This window comes from Klebsiella ornithinolytica (assembly GCF_030505655.1).
GTDB lineage: Bacteria > Pseudomonadota > Gammaproteobacteria > Enterobacterales > Enterobacteriaceae > Klebsiella > Klebsiella ornithinolytica.
Window position 1 is genome coordinate 3,112,215 of the sequence record NZ_CP130153.1, and the last position, 15,607, is coordinate 3,127,821.

The window sequence follows — 15,607 nt, forward strand, 5'->3', positions numbered from 1 at the left end:
CTCTGTCGCGATTCCATACCGCCTTACGTTGCTAAAGATATATTGCTCAACTTCTGATGCATAAAATCAATGAGCGCTCTTGTTTTAGCCGGCAAGTAACGCCGATCGGAATAAAGTGCGAACAACTGCAATGGGGCTGGCGATTGTTCAAACTCAATCTCGATTAACCGTCCATCGCTAATATAGGGTTGGCAGGCTTGTTTCGACAGGATGGCAAAACCAACGCCGGCTACCGCAGCGCGCCCTGCCATCTCTCCGCTGTTTACCCGATAATGCCCATTCACCTTAATTGTCTCAAATCCCCCCTTCATAGTGACAAACTGCCAGGGGGCACCTTTCAGGGCGCTTACCGTTGTAATGCAGGGTAATTCTTCAAACTGCCGGATATGAGAAGGGGTGCCGTAGCGCTGAATGACGGAGGGCGCGGCAACAATGGTGCAAGGAATAGTCACCAGATGCCGGGCTATATAGTCACTGTCATCCATCTGACCACGGGTAATAATGATAGCTAAATCCAGATCATCTCTCAGGGATTCGAGACCTGACAAATTAGTCACACAGCTGATCTCCAGATCCGGATACTGACAGGCGAAATCGGCAATAACAGAACCCAGCAATGCAGGACCTATCTCATTGGGAATACAGATGCGTAATGGCCCCTTGAGTTGCATTTGCCGCAACGTTAATTCTGTCTCAGTTTGCTCAAGCGCCTCCAGTAATGGCTTCGCTCGGGTATAGAGTAGATGCCCCGCCTGGGTGAGTTTCATATGTCGGGTGCTGCGCTCAATGAGCTGAAGATTCAGTTTTTCTTCTAACTGAGAAATGCAACGACTCACGTTTGATGTCGGCATTGCAAGAACTTTCGCTGCCCCCACGAAACTTTCTCTTTCAACTACCGCGATGAATACTTTCAGGGCATTAAAATCAAGAGCTGAACGCATCAACTATCCCACATTTGATAATAATAAGTGCCATTTTTACCATCTAATGAACATCATTGATAGTGGTTAAACTCGGATATCTTTCATCCATAGGTTGCTTATTATGCCACTGGTCACACAGACGTTTAATCATAAAACCCTCATGCGGATAGCCATTGTTATGGCTTTTGTCCAGTTCACTAATGCGTTGGAATATATGGCGTTAACGCCTGTTTTTGCTTTTATGGCCGACGGATTTTCGGTTCCTGTATCATTTTCTGGCTATGTCTCCGGTATGTATACGCTGGGTGCGGTACTTTCTGGAATCATGGCCTTTTATTGGATTGACCTGTTTAATAAAAAACAGTTCTTGTTCAAGAATATGGTGCTGCTGGGAGCACTAACATTTTTGTCCACACTCACGACTCATTTTGGCACTCTTCTGGCACTACGATTTTGCGCAGGATTGGTGGGGGGGACGACAATGGGCGTGGGTATGAGTATTTTGATAAATTATGCCCCGGCAAACTTACGTGGAAAAATGCTGGCAACGGTCATTGCATCATTTTCGCTGGTCAGTATCGTCGGCATGCCAGCTATATTATTTTTGTGCACGCACTATGGTTGGCATACTGCGCTATGGTTAATCAGTTCACTTTGTCTGTTATCTTTACCGTTGATAGTATTTATTATCCCCAAGGATACGCTCTCGCCGGGCGTGCAGAGGAAGCTATCTATTGATTCTCCAACCTTACTTTTCGCCTCTTGTACTGCTCTGGTACAATTTAGTCCAATGCTGATCATTCCCATTCTGACCCCATTAATGACGCAGTATATGGGCGCCCAACAAAACCTATTACCTTTATTATTTTTAAGCGGCGGGATAGCTGGTTATCTGACGACAAAAATAACAGGCATGCTGACATCGCGTTTATCTGCTCTGCTGTTGGCGATAATTTCAACGCTACTCTTTGTAGCAAGCTTGCTGATTCCCGCGATGGGTTATCATAATGTATTTCTATTTATAACCTTATTTCTTGGGGCTTCATACAGTCGGCTGGTTTGCGCTTCATCGGTTGTAGTCCCGTTTCCGGAGGATAAACAACGAGCCAGTTTTACTTCCCTACAGACAGCCATGATGTACCTGATAACAACTCTCGCGTTCTTTCTGTCTTCCTTATTACTCCCTGACCAGGAAATAACCACGCAAAATCTAAACACGCTGTTGGTTGTTAGTGCATTAGCCGCATCTGTATTTCCCGTCCTGGTCATAATACTTCAAAAGAAACTGGCTACACGTACTATCCCGTCTGACCCCCTCATCATTGATTAGCATAACGTCCGCTCCTGCCGCGGAGCGGACCGTCAGATTCTGCTCCGTCACTCCCTTACCCGTTCCGGCCCGCTGCACCACCGCTTTGCGCTAAGCCGTGTCACTCCGTAGTGGTATCGCGCGCGTCAACCTTAACGCCGGCGCCATGAATCTGCTGAGAGAGATCGTTTTTTAAGTAACTTGCATTTTGATAGTTACTATGTCAATTTGCTCCCGAAAGCCACCTCTCTATCCAGGCCAACCCATGAAAAATGAACCGCTTTGCCACGCTCCCTGCCCCATCGCCCGTAGCCTTGGTCGCATCGGTGACAGCTGGAGCATAATGATCCTGCGCGACGCCTTCGCGGGCTTTACCCGCTTTGACGAGTTTCAGAAAAGCAGCAACGTCGCGCCCAATATTCTTTCACGCCGCCTGAAGGCGCTGGTAGACGACGGCCTGCTGGAGAAGGTTTGCTACAGCAGCACACCGCCGCGCTACGAATACCACCTCACGCAAAGCGGCCGCGATTTTCGCATGGTACTGCTGGCGCTGGCGGAATGGGGTAACCGCCACTTCTCACCCGAAGGCCGTCAGATGCAATTGGTGGAAAGTGAAACCCAGCGACCGGTGGAGCCGATGCTGGTCGATAAAGCGACCGGCGAAGAGATTATCCCGGGTAAATACACCATGGTGCCGGGACCCGCAGCCTCGCCGATGATGAAATACCGTCACCAATATCTGCTGCGCAAACGCGAGGGCGATAGCGGACAAAAGTTTCAACCCGAGCCCTACAGAGATGCCAGCCATGAATCCGACCAGTAAGAGAAGAGTCCTCGTCCTGGCGACACTCGCCGTCGCCGCGCTGGCGGCAGCGAGCTACGGCGCTTACTGGTGGCATAGCGGGCGCTTTATGCAGACAACCGATGATGCCTATGTTGGCGGCGACATTAGCGCCATCTCCAGCAAAATCTCCGGTTATATCCAGCAGCTGGCGGTGCAGGACAATATGGCGGTGAAAAAAGGCGATCTGCTGATTCGCATTGACGACCGCGATTACCGCGCCGCCCTGGCAAAAGCCGCCGGAGAAGTGGCAGCGCAACAGGCCGCGCTGGCCGATGTCATTGCCACCCGGCAGCTACAGCAGGCGACCATTGCCGGCTCTGCGGCCTCGTTACAGGCCGCCACGGCGGCGGCCGAAAAATTGGCTAACGACAACCGGCGCTATCACGCCCTGGCCGCGTCGAGCGCGATTTCCGCACAAATTCGCGATAACGCCTCCGCCGATTACCGCCGGGCGCACGCCGAGCAGGATAAAGCACAAGCGGATAAAACCGCGGCCGAACGCCAGCTGGCGGTGCTGGATGCCCGCCAGCAACAAACGCTGGCCGCCCTGGCACAGGCCCAGGCTAACCTCGAGATAGCCACGCTGAACCTCAGCTATACCGAAATTCGCGCACCGTTCGATGGGGTAATTGGCAACCGCCGCGCGTGGTCCGGTTCATTTGTCAGCAGCGGCACGCAGCTGCTGTCCCTGGTTCCCGCGCACGGCCTGTGGATTGACGCCAACTTCAAAGAAAACCAGTTGGCGCATATGCGGGCCGGCCAGCCGGTGACCATCGTGGCCGATGTGCTGCCGGCCCATACCTTTAAGGGCCATGTTGCCAGTCTGGCGCCGGCGACCGGCTCACGCTTCAGCATTCTTCCTGCGGAGAACGCGACGGGGAATTTCACTAAAATCGTTCAGCGCGTGCCGGTCCGCATTGCGCTGGAAGGAGAAGGAGCAAAACTTGACGTCCTGCGCCCAGGGCTATCGGTGATCGTCACCGTGAACGAAAAGAGCCGCCGATGAGCACCGCTCAGGCGCTGCCCGCTCCGCAGGGTCTATCGATGCCGATGACGAAGAAGATCTTCGCTTTCGCCAGCATGTGCGTGGGGATGTTTATCGCGCTCATCGATATCCAGATCGTGTCCGCCTCGCTGCGGGATATCGGCGGTGGCCTCTCGGCGGGCGACGATGAAACCGTGTGGGTACAAACCAGCTACCTGATTGCCGAGATCATTATTATCCCGCTTTCCGGCTGGCTGGCACGGGTCATGTCAACGCGCTGGCTGTTTGCCGCTTCCGCGGCGGGCTTCACGCTGATGAGTCTGCTGTGCGGCTGGGCGTGGAACATCCAGAGCATGATCGCCTTTCGCGCCCTGCAGGGACTGGCCGGCGGGTCGATGATCCCGCTGGTTTTCACTACCGCCTTCGCCTTTTTCCAGGGCAAACAGCGGGTCATTGCCGCCGCGACGATCGGCGGCCTGGCCTCCCTGGCTCCCACGCTTGGCCCGACGGTGGGCGGCTGGATCACCGAAAACTTCAGCTGGCACTGGCTGTTTTTTATTAACGTGGTTCCGGGGATTTACATCGCGGTTGCCGTACCGCTGCTGGTGAAAGTGGATACCGCTGACCCCTCGCTGCTGCGCGGCGCGGACTACTTCAGTATTCTGCTGCTGGCGTTGTCTCTCGGTTGCCTGGAATATACCCTGGAAGAAGGCCCGCGCTGGGGCTGGTTTGACGACGCCACCCTGACGACGACCGCCTGGATCGCCCTGCTGTGCGGCGTGGCGTTTATTATCCGCACCCTGCGCCATCCGCAGCCGGTCATGGATCTCCGGGCCCTGCAGGACCGAACCTTTAGCCTCGGCTGCTATTTCTCGTTTATGGCCGGCGTCGGCATCTTCGCCACCATCTATTTAACCCCGCTGTACCTCGGTAGCGTGCGCGGTTTCAGCGCCCTGGAGATTGGCCTGGCGGTATTTTCCACCGGCCTGTTCCAGGTGATGTCGATCCCGTTTTATTCGTGGCTCGCCAACCGCGTCGACCTGCGCTGGCTGCTGATGGCCGGGCTGGTCGGCTTTGCGGTCTCGATGTACAGCTTTGTGCCGATAACCCACGACTGGGGCGCCGACCAGCTGCTGCTACCGCAGGCTTTTCGCGGGCTGGCGCAGCAGTTTGCCGTCGCGCCTACGGTGACCCTGACGCTGGGCAGCCTGCCTCCCGCACGCCTTAAGCTGGCCTCCGGGCTGTTTAATTTAATGCGCAACCTCGGCGGCGCCATCGGCATCGCCCTGTGCGGTACGGTGCTTAACGACAGGACCAATTTGCATTACAGCCGCCTGGCGGATCATCTGAATAACGCCAACCTGGCAATGAGCGATTTTGTTCAACGCAGCGCGGCAAACTTTGTCGCTCAGGGGATCTCGCCGGATGCCGCTCATACGGCTGCGCTAAAGAATCTTTCCGCTCTGACGCTGCGGGAGGCGCGAACACAGGCATTTTCCGATGCTTTTTACCTCATCATGATCGGTTTTTTGATTGCTGCGCTGCTGGTTCCATTGATGAACAAGCCGCCGGCACACTGATATTACAGGAGAGTTGATTATGGGCGTTTCAGCTAAACGCATTGTCGTGACCGGGATGGGGATTGTCAGCCCTCTGGGCTGCGGCGTACAGCACGTCTGGCAGTCGCTGCTGGCAGGCAGGTCAGGTATTACAAAGCTTAGCGAGCAGCTGGTCGAAGACATTCCCTGCAAAGTGGCCGGGCAGGTTCCGTCCATCGAACGCGATCCGCTGCACGGCTTCGATCCGCTGGCAACCATCCCGGCCAGGGAACGTAAAAAGATGGATCGCTTTATCGAGTTTGCGCTGGTCGCCGCACGTGAGGCGCTGACGCAGGCCGGGTGGTCGCCGGCATCACCGGCAGAACAAGATCGTACCGCAACGGTCATTGCCACCGGGATCGGCGGCTTTGGCGAGATCGCCAATGCGGTACATACAACGGATGATCGCGGGCCGCGTCGCCTGTCTCCGTTCACCATCCCCTCTTTTCTTGCCAACCTGGCCGCCGGGCATGTGTCTATCGCCCACGGTTTCCGTGGCCCCATCGGCGCGCCGGTCACCGCCTGCGCGGCAGGCGCGCAGGCCATTGGCGATGCTGCACGGATGATCCGCAGCGGCGAGGCGGATATCGCCCTTTGCGGCGGCGCAGAAGCGGCAATTCATCGCGTCAGCCTTGCCGGATTTGCCGCAGCCAGGGCGCTCTCCAGCGCGTCCAATGAGCAGCCGGAAGCGGCCTCCCGCCCTTTCGACCGCGACCGCGATGGTTTTGTGATGGGAGAAGGCGCCGGGCTTATCGTGATTGAGTCGCTGGAACACGCCCTGGCGCGCGGCGCCACCCCGCTGGCGGAGCTGGTGGGCTATGGCACCAGCGCAGATGCTTATCACCTGACCGCAGGTCCGGAAGACGGGAACGGCGCGCGCCGGGCCATGGAAATGGCCATTCGTCAGGCGGGGGTGACAGCAGAAGAGATTGACCATATCAACGCCCACGCCACCTCGACTCAGGTAGGAGACAAAGGCGAACTGGCGGCGATTAAAAGCCTGTTTGCTACCCATCCCGTCGCCATTACGTCGACGAAATCAGCAACCGGCCATCTGTTAGGCGCAGCCGGCGGGATTGAGGCCATCTTCACCATTCAGGCGCTGCGTGACCAGATAGTGCCGCCGACGCTGAACCTGCATCACCCCGATGAAGACGCGGAAGGCCTGAACCTGGTGGCGCTGGTGGCCCGCCCGCAGAAGATGCGGTATGCGCTGTCGAACGGGTTTGGCTTTGGCGGCGTCAACGCCAGCCTGCTGCTGAAACGCTGGGAATAATTGTTCAGCTCCCCCTCTGGCAAAGGCCGGAGGGGAGTTTCAGCGCCTGGATACTCTCGGTTTATTTCCGCTGGTTGATGCATGAGTTTTCCCCGCGTCCAGGTTCAGCCACCATCCCCCCAACCATCAGAGTAACAAGCGCCAGATATCATCTCATCCGTCTGCTTGCTGTCGGGCTAACCGGGATCTTCGCCGGCATGGCGCTGATGATGGGTCAGCGCGGTTTAACCTTTAGTGTGAATCGCAGCGCGGGGAACACCGTCCGTTTGCGCAGCCTGTCGGTACATAATATCGTGGGTGCCGACGCGGCCGATCGTTTATCTGCCCTGTAGCCAGGTAAAGCCTACATCACTCAGTTGAGGAGCCAGACCATGCCTGATAACCATCCGGACTCACAGCATAGACGCTGGCAACAGGAAATGGCGTCGCGACGTGGTGAGATCAGAGAGAAAATCAGAGCCTATACCGGACGGCGGGAAAATATTCTTTGCCCCTTTCCCGGTATGAGCGTTGTCGAACTACACCGCCCGATGCCGCCCTGTGCCTGTCTCTACCAGCCCAGCGTGTCGCTGATTATTCAGGGGGAGAAGCGCGTCAGTCTGGGCGAAAAAACCTATGCTTATAATGAATCCCACTTTCTTCTGACCGCCGTCAATTTGCCGACCGTCGCCGAAGTGATGCAAGCCAGCGCTGAACAACCGTTTATCTCGCTGCTGCTGCAGCTGGACTTATCTCTCGCCCGGGAAGTGATGATCGACATGAAACAGTACGGAAATGAGGCGGAATACAGCGATGAGGGAATGTCCCTGGGGCCGGCCGACGGCCCGCTGCTTGATGCGCTGCTACGCTATCTGAACGCCAACGAACATCCGCAGGATAAAGGCTACATGGGTAACCTCATTCAGCGCGAAATACTGTATCGTATTCTCACCAGCCCGGCGGGCAGGACCCTGAGGGAAACCGTGTTGACCGGCTCCAGCGGGCAACGGATATCCGTGGCCCTGGACTGGCTACGCGATAACTATGCGCAGCCGTTAAAAGTCGAAGCGCTGGCGCGGATTGCCGGTATGGGTGTCTCCACGCTGCACCACCATTTTCGCCGCATGACGAACATGAGTCCGCTGCAGTACCAGAAGCAGCTACGGCTTCTTGAAGCCAGACGGTTGTTATTGTCGCAAGATGCGGATGCCTCGACGGCGGCGATAAGCGTGGGGTATGAAAGCGTCAGCCAGTTCCACCGTGAGTACAAGCGTCAGTTTGGTATCACGCCGATCGGCGATAAAGCTCTGTCGCTGGCGGCCGGGACCGGGCGCCCCTACTAAAGCTCAGCAAAGGCTGACAGCGGTTCACCGATGTCAGCCGTCCTCATCAGGCCGACAGCGAGGCCATATCAATCACGAAACGGTACTTCACCTCTCCCCGTTCCATGCGTTCAAACGCCTGGTTAATCTGCTGGATCGGGATGATCTCGCACTCCGGGTAAACCCCTTTCTGCGCGCAGAAATTCAGCATTTCCTGGGTTTGCGCAATGCCGCCGGAAGGTGAGCCGGTAATGCGGCGGCGGCCCAGGATGAGCGGTAAGGTGCTGAAACCGTCCATATCGCCCAGATTGCCGACAATCACCAGCGCCCCTTCAATATCCAGCAACTGCACGTACGCAGAGAGATCGTGCCGGGTGGGAATCGTATCAATGATCACGTCGAACGAGGAGCCTGCCCGCTGCATATCCTCTGCTGAGGTCGACAGTAAAACATGTTTCGCCCCCAGCTCATGCGCCTCCTGAGCTTTTGCCGCGCTCCGGGTAATCACGGTGACCGTAGCGCCCAGCGCCTCTGCCAGACGTACGGCAAGATGCCCCAGGCCACCGATGCCAATCACCCCTACGCGTGAGCCCGGTCCCACATTCCAGGTTCGCAGCGGGGAGTAAACGGTAATACCGGCACACAGGAGCGGCGCGGCGCGGGAAGGATCGAGCTCTTCCGGCAGATTTAAGACAAACTCTTCGCGTACCACGATATGCTTCGCATAGCCGCCATAGGTGATCTCGCCCGAAATGCGATCGCGGCCATTGTAGGTCACCGTCGGAAATTCGCGACACATCTGCTCTTCATGGCGGCGGCACTGATCGCACTCCTGGCAGCTGTCGACTATCGTCCCGACGGCCACCATCTGCCCAACCTGATAGCGGCTAACTTCACTGCCAACCTCACTTACCCGGCCAATAATTTCGTGCCCGGGAACGCAGGGATAAACGGTCGCCCCCCACTCTTTCCAGTCATCCCGGGTTTGATGCAGATCGCTGTGGCACACCCCGGACCACAGGATCTCAATCGCCACATCGTTACGACGCAAAGCGCGTCGTTCAAAGCTGAAGGGAACCAGCGGAGTGGTGGCATTAAGTGCGGCATAACCCATCGTTTTCATAGCTGCTCCAGTTGTGCATTAACCTTGCTGAACTGTAGCGGCCAGATGGGCAACCCGGTGAGCCCGATCCTGCCTGATTACTGCCTATTACTCTTGAGCCGTAAATATCGGCACGCGGGAAAATATCGCCGGGTATGCTCCGAGAGGATATGCAGCGACCTGGGTTGAGTATTACCGTTGGACGGCGCGCATGGCGCTTCACGCAAAATATGTGTAGTGGTCAACTAAAACTGGCCACCACTTTAGCGTTCTTCCAGTATCGTTTTCTGATTCGTTAGATGATAGCCCACCGTTATATTCATGCAGCCTGAGCGCGCTGTAATACCCAACGATATCGTGGAAAGACCAACATCCATAGCCTTAGCTGGGTCAGAGACGGTGTAATTTTGATCGACAGGCAACTGAGCGGATTCACGTTTGAATTCAGGACTTTTTCATTGCAGCACCTCTACAGCTTACATTTTTTGATTCGGTTAAACCGCCAATAAAGTGGCAATAGTCTCCAAAGCGCTTTTTAATTGAACCTGATTTTTAGCGGCTGTTAAACTGATTCGAATTGCATTCAACGGGGCCTGTCGTACCGCAAAAACATCGGCCGATACAACATTAATTCCCGCCTGAGAACAGAGTTGGACCAGTTCAGGTGTTTCGAAAGGGGCTGTAAGCCAAACATGTGGGCTTGGGCAGGTCGCATTCAGCATATATTGTCCTACAAGCTTACGCGCCAGGTGCCAGCGTTGTGCAACTTCTCTTCGTTGCCAGTTTAATCTTTTTTCAGCCGTGCCATCCTCAATCCACCGATTCGCTATCATCAGATTTAGCGAAGATACCGCCCAATGCGTTAGCTGAGCATCCGGATCTATCTTGCTTAACAGGGGGACTGGCGCTGCGATATATCCCAGTCGCAAGCCCGCAGCCACCGTTTTCGAAAAACTGCTGATAAGAATGGTTCGCTCCGGTAATAAAACACTCAGCGGTGGCTGTTTAATCAATCCGCCATAGACATCGTCTTCAATCATTATGAGTTGATATTTATTGATAATATCAGCAACCTCACCACGCCGCCGATGTCCCATAACCGTGCCCGTAGGATTCTGCAGAGAAGGGGTTAAAATAACCACTCTTGCACCTGTGGTACGAATCATTCGATCAAACTCATCCGGAATTATGCCCTGTTCATCTGACATAATTCCGTGCAACGGTAAATGTAGTTGCCGCGATGCAGCCTTGATCCCGGGTGCAGTGAGCTCTTCTACCAGAATCGACTCTCCCCTCTGACAAAGAGAAAGCAAAACCGTCATCAGACCTTGCTGCGCTCCGGCACATAATTTTATGTTTTCAGGTAAATAACTTACCTTACGTAATTTAAGCCATTCAGTAGCCCGAATTTTTCCTGATTGAATGGCATCCGGCGTTAAATAGCTTTGCACACCGCCCCACTCAGCTGACATCGTGAGCTCCATGAGCGTTGAAGCCAGGTCGCGATTATCTTGATCGATAGCAGGAAGGTTTGTTGAAAGATCGATACGCTCTTTTAACGGTAGTGGGTTCTTTATCAAAAAAAGTGATGCCTCCTTGCTCCCTGGAAGCACATAAGTCCCGCGTCCCACTTCACCGCTAACCAGATGTCGCCGGGCGGCTTCCCTATAGGCCTGCATGGTCGTACTCGGATTCAGGTTTAACTTCCAGGCCAACTGTCTCTGCGGCGGTAAACGCTCCCCCACTTTGAGTTCACCTTTTTCAATCGCCTCGGCAATAGCTTCCACCAGGAGAATATATTTAGGTTGATTTGTCTCTTTTAATGTTGGGACCCACATTATTGCCTGCCATACAATATAATTATTTACCCATACAATATCGGTTGCTACGCTCTGGAGCAAGACTTACAACCAGAGAGTGTCAACTATGTTTAATATAGATGAACTACGCGCCTCAGCCAGCGCGGTATACCATGTTATGCCAGCTACGCCACAATATACATGGCCTTTATTGAGTAAACGTTTAAATTGCGAAGTATGGGTTAAACATGAAAATCATACACCAACCGGCGCTTTTAAAATAAGAGGCGGGATCATTTTTATTAACTGTTTATTAAAACGGGAACCTAATATTAACGGTATCATTACCGCAACACGAGGGAACCACGGACAAAGCCTGGCTCTGGCGGCAACAAAAGCGGGATTGCCCTGCTACCTGGTTGTACCAAAGGGTAATTCCCGTGAAAAAAATGCCGCCATGCAGGCGCTGGGCGGACAAATCATCGAATACGGTGTTGATTTTGATGAAGCGCGCGCTAAAGCCGCTGAGATAGCGCAACAAAGGGGGCTTTACTTTGTTCCCGCATTTCATAAAGACCTTATCCTTGGCGTTGCAACCTACGCGCTGGAACTCTTTAATGCCGTGGCTGAGTTGGATACCGTTTATGTACCTGTCGGAATGGGTTCAGGCATCTGTGGTTTAATACAAACCCGGGATTTGCTTGGTCTAAAGACAAAAATAGTAGGTATTGTCTCTGACCAGGCTGACGCATTCGCACAAAGCTTTGAACAAGGGAAAATTATCACGACGCTAAGCGCCGATACCATGGCCGATGGCCTTGCCTGTCGTATGCCTCTGGCTGAATCATTTGCCATGATTCAGCGCGGTGCAGAGCGCATTATCAGGGTCACCGATGATGAAGTTTGCCATGCCATTCGCATCTATCATGAAGATACGCATAATATGGCTGAAGGAGCAGGAGCCGCTGGCCTCGCGGGATTAATAAAGGAACGCCGATTACAGAAAAACAAAAAAGTGGCCGTAATACTGAGCGGAGCCAATATTGATCGCCCCCTCTATGCCAGTATTTTGCAGCAGCAGATCCCCACCCCATAGAGGCAGGGATAAGCCCTCGTTCATTCACTATACCTACATGAGCCATCTTGTCAGCTAACCCTGACTTACCCAATATAGGCTGTTTACTGATACAAAATATTCCGGGTAAAACTTTCAGGATCGCTCATGGAAGAGACTTGCAAGTAAAATCTAATTTTGTGGCTTTATCAATAATTAAAAACTGAAGACCAGTCAAAATCAGCAGACTTTTCTAAAGAACTGGGCCAGTTAGATAAATACTCAGGGGTTATTGGATTTTCCACACGATCTAAACTGGGAATGTAAGGTTTAATATCGATAACTGGACTACCATTTTCCGCATCAATCCAGGATACAATGAGCAATCCGGCGTTTAAATCAACATGCAATACCTCTGTTGTTGTAATCGCTATGGGATTCGGTCTTTGCGGCGAGCGAGTGGCAAATACGCCCATTTCATCTTCAGTATAAGGCGTTGATGTAATAATAGTCTGGCGAGACGATTTATCATCGCAACCATCACACCACCATAATAGATTGATATGACTATGCCCTTCTATTCCTTTTAATCCATCCCGGTAAGGAGGATGCAGGATAACATTTACTTTATCATCCATTAAAGTAATTATACCTATTGCGTGCAGATTAATTTCTTGCATATACAATTCCTTAGCGTCAATATTTCCACCATTTTATATTCACAGTAGCCGTCGACGACAAAAACCATCCTGAATTAACTATTAAGTCGATGCAACAGAAAAATCATACTTTAAAGGTAAATGTTATTCATCGAGTGAAACGGGCTGTTCCGTAACTTATCGCGCCTCCGTTTCTGACGCCGGGGTCAAGCTCAAAAGATGCGTGGAACTAAAGCCGGGATGCTTACAGCGCCAATGATGTGATCAGAATACGGTGTGTGATCTGTCATGCTGTGACGGATAAAACGATACAAATATGGCTCACGCGCCCAAACGAGTCGAAACCACAAAAAGTGGGCTTAGCAATTACACTATCTTGCCAGATGTGACCCGATAGTTAGTATTCAATAACAACTCCATGAATTGAGGTGAGGTTTCAGCCCCAGACCAGCAATCGCTGGAGCCAAGACTACGGAATGTTACCCCGGCAGCCAATGCAATCTTGTTCGGTAACCGGCTGTCACTCAACATCTGCGCCAACGCCTCCATCTCTTCTGCCCTACGCGTGATATGGTGCGGATAGGTTGGAACCAGCTTTCGTAAATCAGACAATGTGCTTCCCAGATGATACTCAAGCAGCTCGAACAGAGGATCGGTAACATCAAAAGCATTGGCAGTATTAGCCGTTTCAAACAAGGCAGCAGTAACAGCCTTGTTGAAACCTGCAAAAACCATTTTGAAAATTGATGCCTGGACGATTTCATCGCCAAGTCGAATCACCGGCAATATACCTTTAAATAATTTTTCTATCGGCATTGTGTCTGGACCACTGACATAAATTCGTCCTTCTTCGCCCAAATGTGAGGCGCGCCCGATAATACAAGCATTGCAAAAAGGCAATGAAGCCTGGTCGAAAACCCTGCTCAAGTACTCGGCATCCGCAGGGGTCTTTGCATTCAGATCGATAAATACGGGCATAGCATTCTTTTCTCGGCAGGCACGAATTGCTTGATGTGCCACCTCGACGACAGCCGATGGGGGGACCAGCGACAAAATCAGGTCACTTTCAACAACAGCATCGGCCATGCTGTCGCGCATGCCTATCCCGATCTCCCGTGCCGATTTTTGGGTTTTCTCGCTACGGCAACCCATCGGACTGATCGTTTCATGGCCAGCCGCCCGCAGCAATGCAGCAAAAGCCCTGCCCATTTGGCCCGGATAGAGAATAGCGATCGTCGACATGATATTACCTCCTGTATAGATTTAAGGATTTGGTGTTATTCGTGGGGGTAATACAGGCACCCAGAAGAGCCAGACCACCGAAAACGGCAATCGCCGCGTAAATCTCGAAGGCAAATATATAGCTACCCGTGATATCGAACAGCAGCGCTGCCAATAACGGTCCACCGATACCTGAGATCATGACTAAGGGCGTAACGACCCCCATAATAACGCCTTGATTCTTGCGCCCGAATAACGAAGCGAGAAGAAACGGCATCATCATGATCAGCCCTCCTGCAGATAAACCGCTCAAGACACCATAGCCTAACTGCAGTTGCCAAATATTCCCCGCGGTGATGAAGAGGATGAGACCTATTGCCTGAAATACAGAGAGGCTGAGAACAACCCATTTCGCTGAAACTTGCTCTACAATGAAACCCGTTAATAATTTACCCAGGATCGCAAAAGCGCCATAGGTCAAGATCACACTACCTGCCTCGGCGGTTGTAAAGCCAAGCGATTCTGCCGCCGGAACCTTATGTAACAAGACGCCTTTCAAGACAAAATCGCTGAGATTCCAGCCGACGATAAGACACCAGAAACCAGGCGAGCGAATGGCTTCTGTCAATGTAAGATCAGGACGCTCCCCCCCGCTTTTTTCTTGAGCAAATGCGCTACCCTGCTCTTCGCCGAGCGGCAGAAGGTTCATATCCGCTGGCTCGCGACGTAGAACAAAGAGAGCCAGTGGCACCAGAAAGAGAATGGGCAGAAAACCAAGCAAGAACCAGGTAGAGCGCCAGTCGGAAATAGACAACAGCCAAATGATAACGGGTGACAGCAATATGCCGCCGAGGTTGGCGCCAGATGATACCAGACCGGTCGCACGCCCGCGCTGCGTCGTAAACCATTTGGCAATCAGAGGAAACACTAATGCGTTAGACAGGCCCGCAACTCCGATACCGCCGATTACGCCAAAAATAAGCGCGAACTGCCAGAAAGTTTGTGTGAAAGAGACCACACTGAGGGAGAAGCCAACAAGAATAGCGCCAACCACTATAATAATTCCTGGCCCCCGTCGATCAACTAACCAGCCGACAAGAGGGGCGATAGCGCCTGCGATCAGCTCTCTGAATGCGATGACCCCTGTAATTTGAGTATTGGACCATCCAAGCTCTTCCCGGGCCGGATTTATAATGAAACCCATGGTCTGGAAACCGATTCCGGCACGGATAGACGATATAGCCAAACAGGCAAAAGCAACATACCAGGCATAGTGAACACGCGTTAATCTACACATACACAACATGAACCTTATAAGTTGAATTTCGGCTGGGTCACGAGTGTAGCGATTGATACTACCGCGAGTCCCCTGACCCCGATCCCTTGTTTGTGCTAGCGACGCCCGTTTTCACCTCTATGGGTATCAATAAAAGTAACCATGAAAAATACCAACGATGGCTTAGAAAATCGTTTTATTCTGTGAGTCCTTCACTTTGTATATTGTTACGAAAAAATCCATCTATAAATAAGGTAATA

The 15,607-nt window shown here is 52.8% G+C and carries 13 protein-coding genes; 7 read left to right on the plus strand and 6 right to left on the minus strand.

Annotation, left to right across the window (positions count from 1 at the left end; genetic code table 11):
• Positions 1-23 precede the first annotated feature (23 nt).
• Positions 24-941, minus strand: a complete 918-nt coding sequence (locus Q1L34_RS14860; protein ID WP_015584489.1) for a LysR family transcriptional regulator — start codon at positions 939-941, stop codon at positions 24-26.
• A gap of 103 nt (positions 942-1,044) precedes the next feature.
• On the opposite strand from Q1L34_RS14860, the gene Q1L34_RS14865 reads away from it, so the two are divergent.
• The 6 genes from Q1L34_RS14865 (at position 1,045) to Q1L34_RS14890 (ending at position 8,257) form a co-directional block, all read left to right on the plus strand.
• Positions 1,045-2,253, plus strand: a complete 1,209-nt coding sequence (locus Q1L34_RS14865) for an MFS transporter (protein WP_048757104.1) — start codon at positions 1,045-1,047, stop codon at positions 2,251-2,253.
• Between the two features lie 244 nt (positions 2,254-2,497).
• Complete coding sequence (locus tag Q1L34_RS14870) at positions 2,498-3,055, plus strand: winged helix-turn-helix transcriptional regulator (RefSeq protein ID WP_044023533.1); 558 nt, start codon at positions 2,498-2,500, stop codon at positions 3,053-3,055.
• Entirely contained in the window at positions 3,039-4,082 is a 1,044-nt protein-coding gene (locus tag Q1L34_RS14875; RefSeq protein ID WP_015584492.1) for an HlyD family secretion protein, read from the plus strand. The genes Q1L34_RS14870 and Q1L34_RS14875 overlap by 17 nt, the downstream gene beginning before the upstream one ends.
• Positions 4,079-5,641, plus strand: coding sequence for a DHA2 family efflux MFS transporter permease subunit (locus Q1L34_RS14880; RefSeq protein ID WP_015584493.1), 1,563 nt, complete (start codon positions 4,079-4,081; stop codon positions 5,639-5,641). The genes Q1L34_RS14875 and Q1L34_RS14880 overlap by 4 nt, the downstream gene beginning before the upstream one ends.
• Positions 5,642-5,660: 19 nt before the next feature.
• Positions 5,661-6,935: a beta-ketoacyl-ACP synthase II gene (gene fabF / locus Q1L34_RS14885; protein WP_064359504.1), complete on the plus strand. Its 1,275-nt coding sequence runs from the start codon at positions 5,661-5,663 to the stop codon at positions 6,933-6,935.
• Between the two features lie 371 nt (positions 6,936-7,306).
• Positions 7,307-8,257 (plus strand): AraC family transcriptional regulator, encoded by a 951-nt coding sequence (locus tag Q1L34_RS14890; RefSeq protein WP_015584495.1) that lies wholly within the window; start codon positions 7,307-7,309, stop codon positions 8,255-8,257.
• A 46-nt stretch (positions 8,258-8,303) separates the two neighbouring features.
• Here the strand turns inward: Q1L34_RS14890 and Q1L34_RS14895 are convergent, their stop codons facing one another.
• Together Q1L34_RS14895 and Q1L34_RS14905 are read right to left on the minus strand one after the other, a co-directional pair.
• On the minus strand, positions 8,304-9,359 hold the full coding sequence (locus Q1L34_RS14895) for an NAD(P)-dependent alcohol dehydrogenase (protein ID WP_015584496.1): 1,056 nt from the start codon (positions 9,357-9,359) through the stop codon (positions 8,304-8,306).
• Positions 9,360-9,832: 473 nt separating this feature from the next.
• On the minus strand, positions 9,833-11,239 hold the full coding sequence (locus Q1L34_RS14905; RefSeq protein WP_227540849.1) for an aminotransferase-like domain-containing protein: 1,407 nt from the start codon (positions 11,237-11,239) through the stop codon (positions 9,833-9,835).
• 25 nt (positions 11,240-11,264) lie between these two features.
• Here Q1L34_RS14905 and Q1L34_RS14910 point away from each other — a divergent pair, with 25 nt between their 5' ends.
• Positions 11,265-12,233, plus strand: a complete 969-nt coding sequence (locus tag Q1L34_RS14910; RefSeq protein WP_032717329.1) for a threonine dehydratase — start codon at positions 11,265-11,267, stop codon at positions 12,231-12,233.
• Positions 12,234-12,400: 167 nt separating this feature from the next.
• Here Q1L34_RS14910 and tsaA read toward each other — a convergent pair whose 3' ends face one another.
• The 3 genes from tsaA to Q1L34_RS14925 all read right to left on the minus strand — a co-directional run bounded on the left by tsaA (position 12,401) and on the right by Q1L34_RS14925 (position 15,368).
• On the minus strand, positions 12,401-12,871 hold the full coding sequence (gene tsaA / locus Q1L34_RS14915; RefSeq protein ID WP_327204132.1) for a tRNA (N6-threonylcarbamoyladenosine(37)-N6)-methyltransferase TrmO: 471 nt from the start codon (positions 12,869-12,871) through the stop codon (positions 12,401-12,403).
• Between the two features lie 345 nt (positions 12,872-13,216).
• On the minus strand, positions 13,217-14,092 hold the full coding sequence (locus tag Q1L34_RS14920; RefSeq protein WP_015584500.1) for a DUF1932 domain-containing protein: 876 nt from the start codon (positions 14,090-14,092) through the stop codon (positions 13,217-13,219).
• 4 nt (positions 14,093-14,096) lie between these two features.
• On the minus strand, positions 14,097-15,368 hold the full coding sequence (locus Q1L34_RS14925) for an MFS transporter (RefSeq protein WP_071824623.1): 1,272 nt from the start codon (positions 15,366-15,368) through the stop codon (positions 14,097-14,099).
• Positions 15,369-15,607: the final 239 nt, after the last annotated feature.

What these genes read in the sequence shown, in the direction of transcription:
- Q1L34_RS14860 (WP_015584489.1), bottom strand. Translation starts at nt 941, where the DNA reads ATGCGTTCAGCTCTTGATTTTAATGCCCTGAAAGTATTCATCGCGGTA.
- Q1L34_RS14865 (WP_048757104.1), top strand. Translation starts at nt 1,045, where the DNA reads ATGCCACTGGTCACACAGACGTTTAATCATAAAACCCTCATGCGGATA.
- Q1L34_RS14870 (WP_044023533.1), top strand. Translation starts at nt 2,498, where the DNA reads ATGAAAAATGAACCGCTTTGCCACGCTCCCTGCCCCATCGCCCGTAGC.
- Q1L34_RS14875 (WP_015584492.1), top strand. Translation starts at nt 3,039, where the DNA reads ATGAATCCGACCAGTAAGAGAAGAGTCCTCGTCCTGGCGACACTCGCC.
- Q1L34_RS14880 (WP_015584493.1), top strand. Translation starts at nt 4,079, where the DNA reads ATGAGCACCGCTCAGGCGCTGCCCGCTCCGCAGGGTCTATCGATGCCG.
- fabF (WP_064359504.1), top strand. Translation starts at nt 5,661, where the DNA reads ATGGGCGTTTCAGCTAAACGCATTGTCGTGACCGGGATGGGGATTGTC.
- Q1L34_RS14890 (WP_015584495.1), top strand. Translation starts at nt 7,307, where the DNA reads ATGCCTGATAACCATCCGGACTCACAGCATAGACGCTGGCAACAGGAA.
- Q1L34_RS14895 (WP_015584496.1), bottom strand. Translation starts at nt 9,359, where the DNA reads ATGAAAACGATGGGTTATGCCGCACTTAATGCCACCACTCCGCTGGTT.
- Q1L34_RS14910 (WP_032717329.1), top strand. Translation starts at nt 11,265, where the DNA reads ATGTTTAATATAGATGAACTACGCGCCTCAGCCAGCGCGGTATACCAT.
- tsaA (WP_327204132.1), bottom strand. Translation starts at nt 12,871, where the DNA reads ATGCAAGAAATTAATCTGCACGCAATAGGTATAATTACTTTAATGGAT.
- Q1L34_RS14920 (WP_015584500.1), bottom strand. Translation starts at nt 14,092, where the DNA reads ATGTCGACGATCGCTATTCTCTATCCGGGCCAAATGGGCAGGGCTTTT.
- Q1L34_RS14925 (WP_071824623.1), bottom strand. Translation starts at nt 15,368, where the DNA reads ATGTGTAGATTAACGCGTGTTCACTATGCCTGGTATGTTGCTTTTGCC.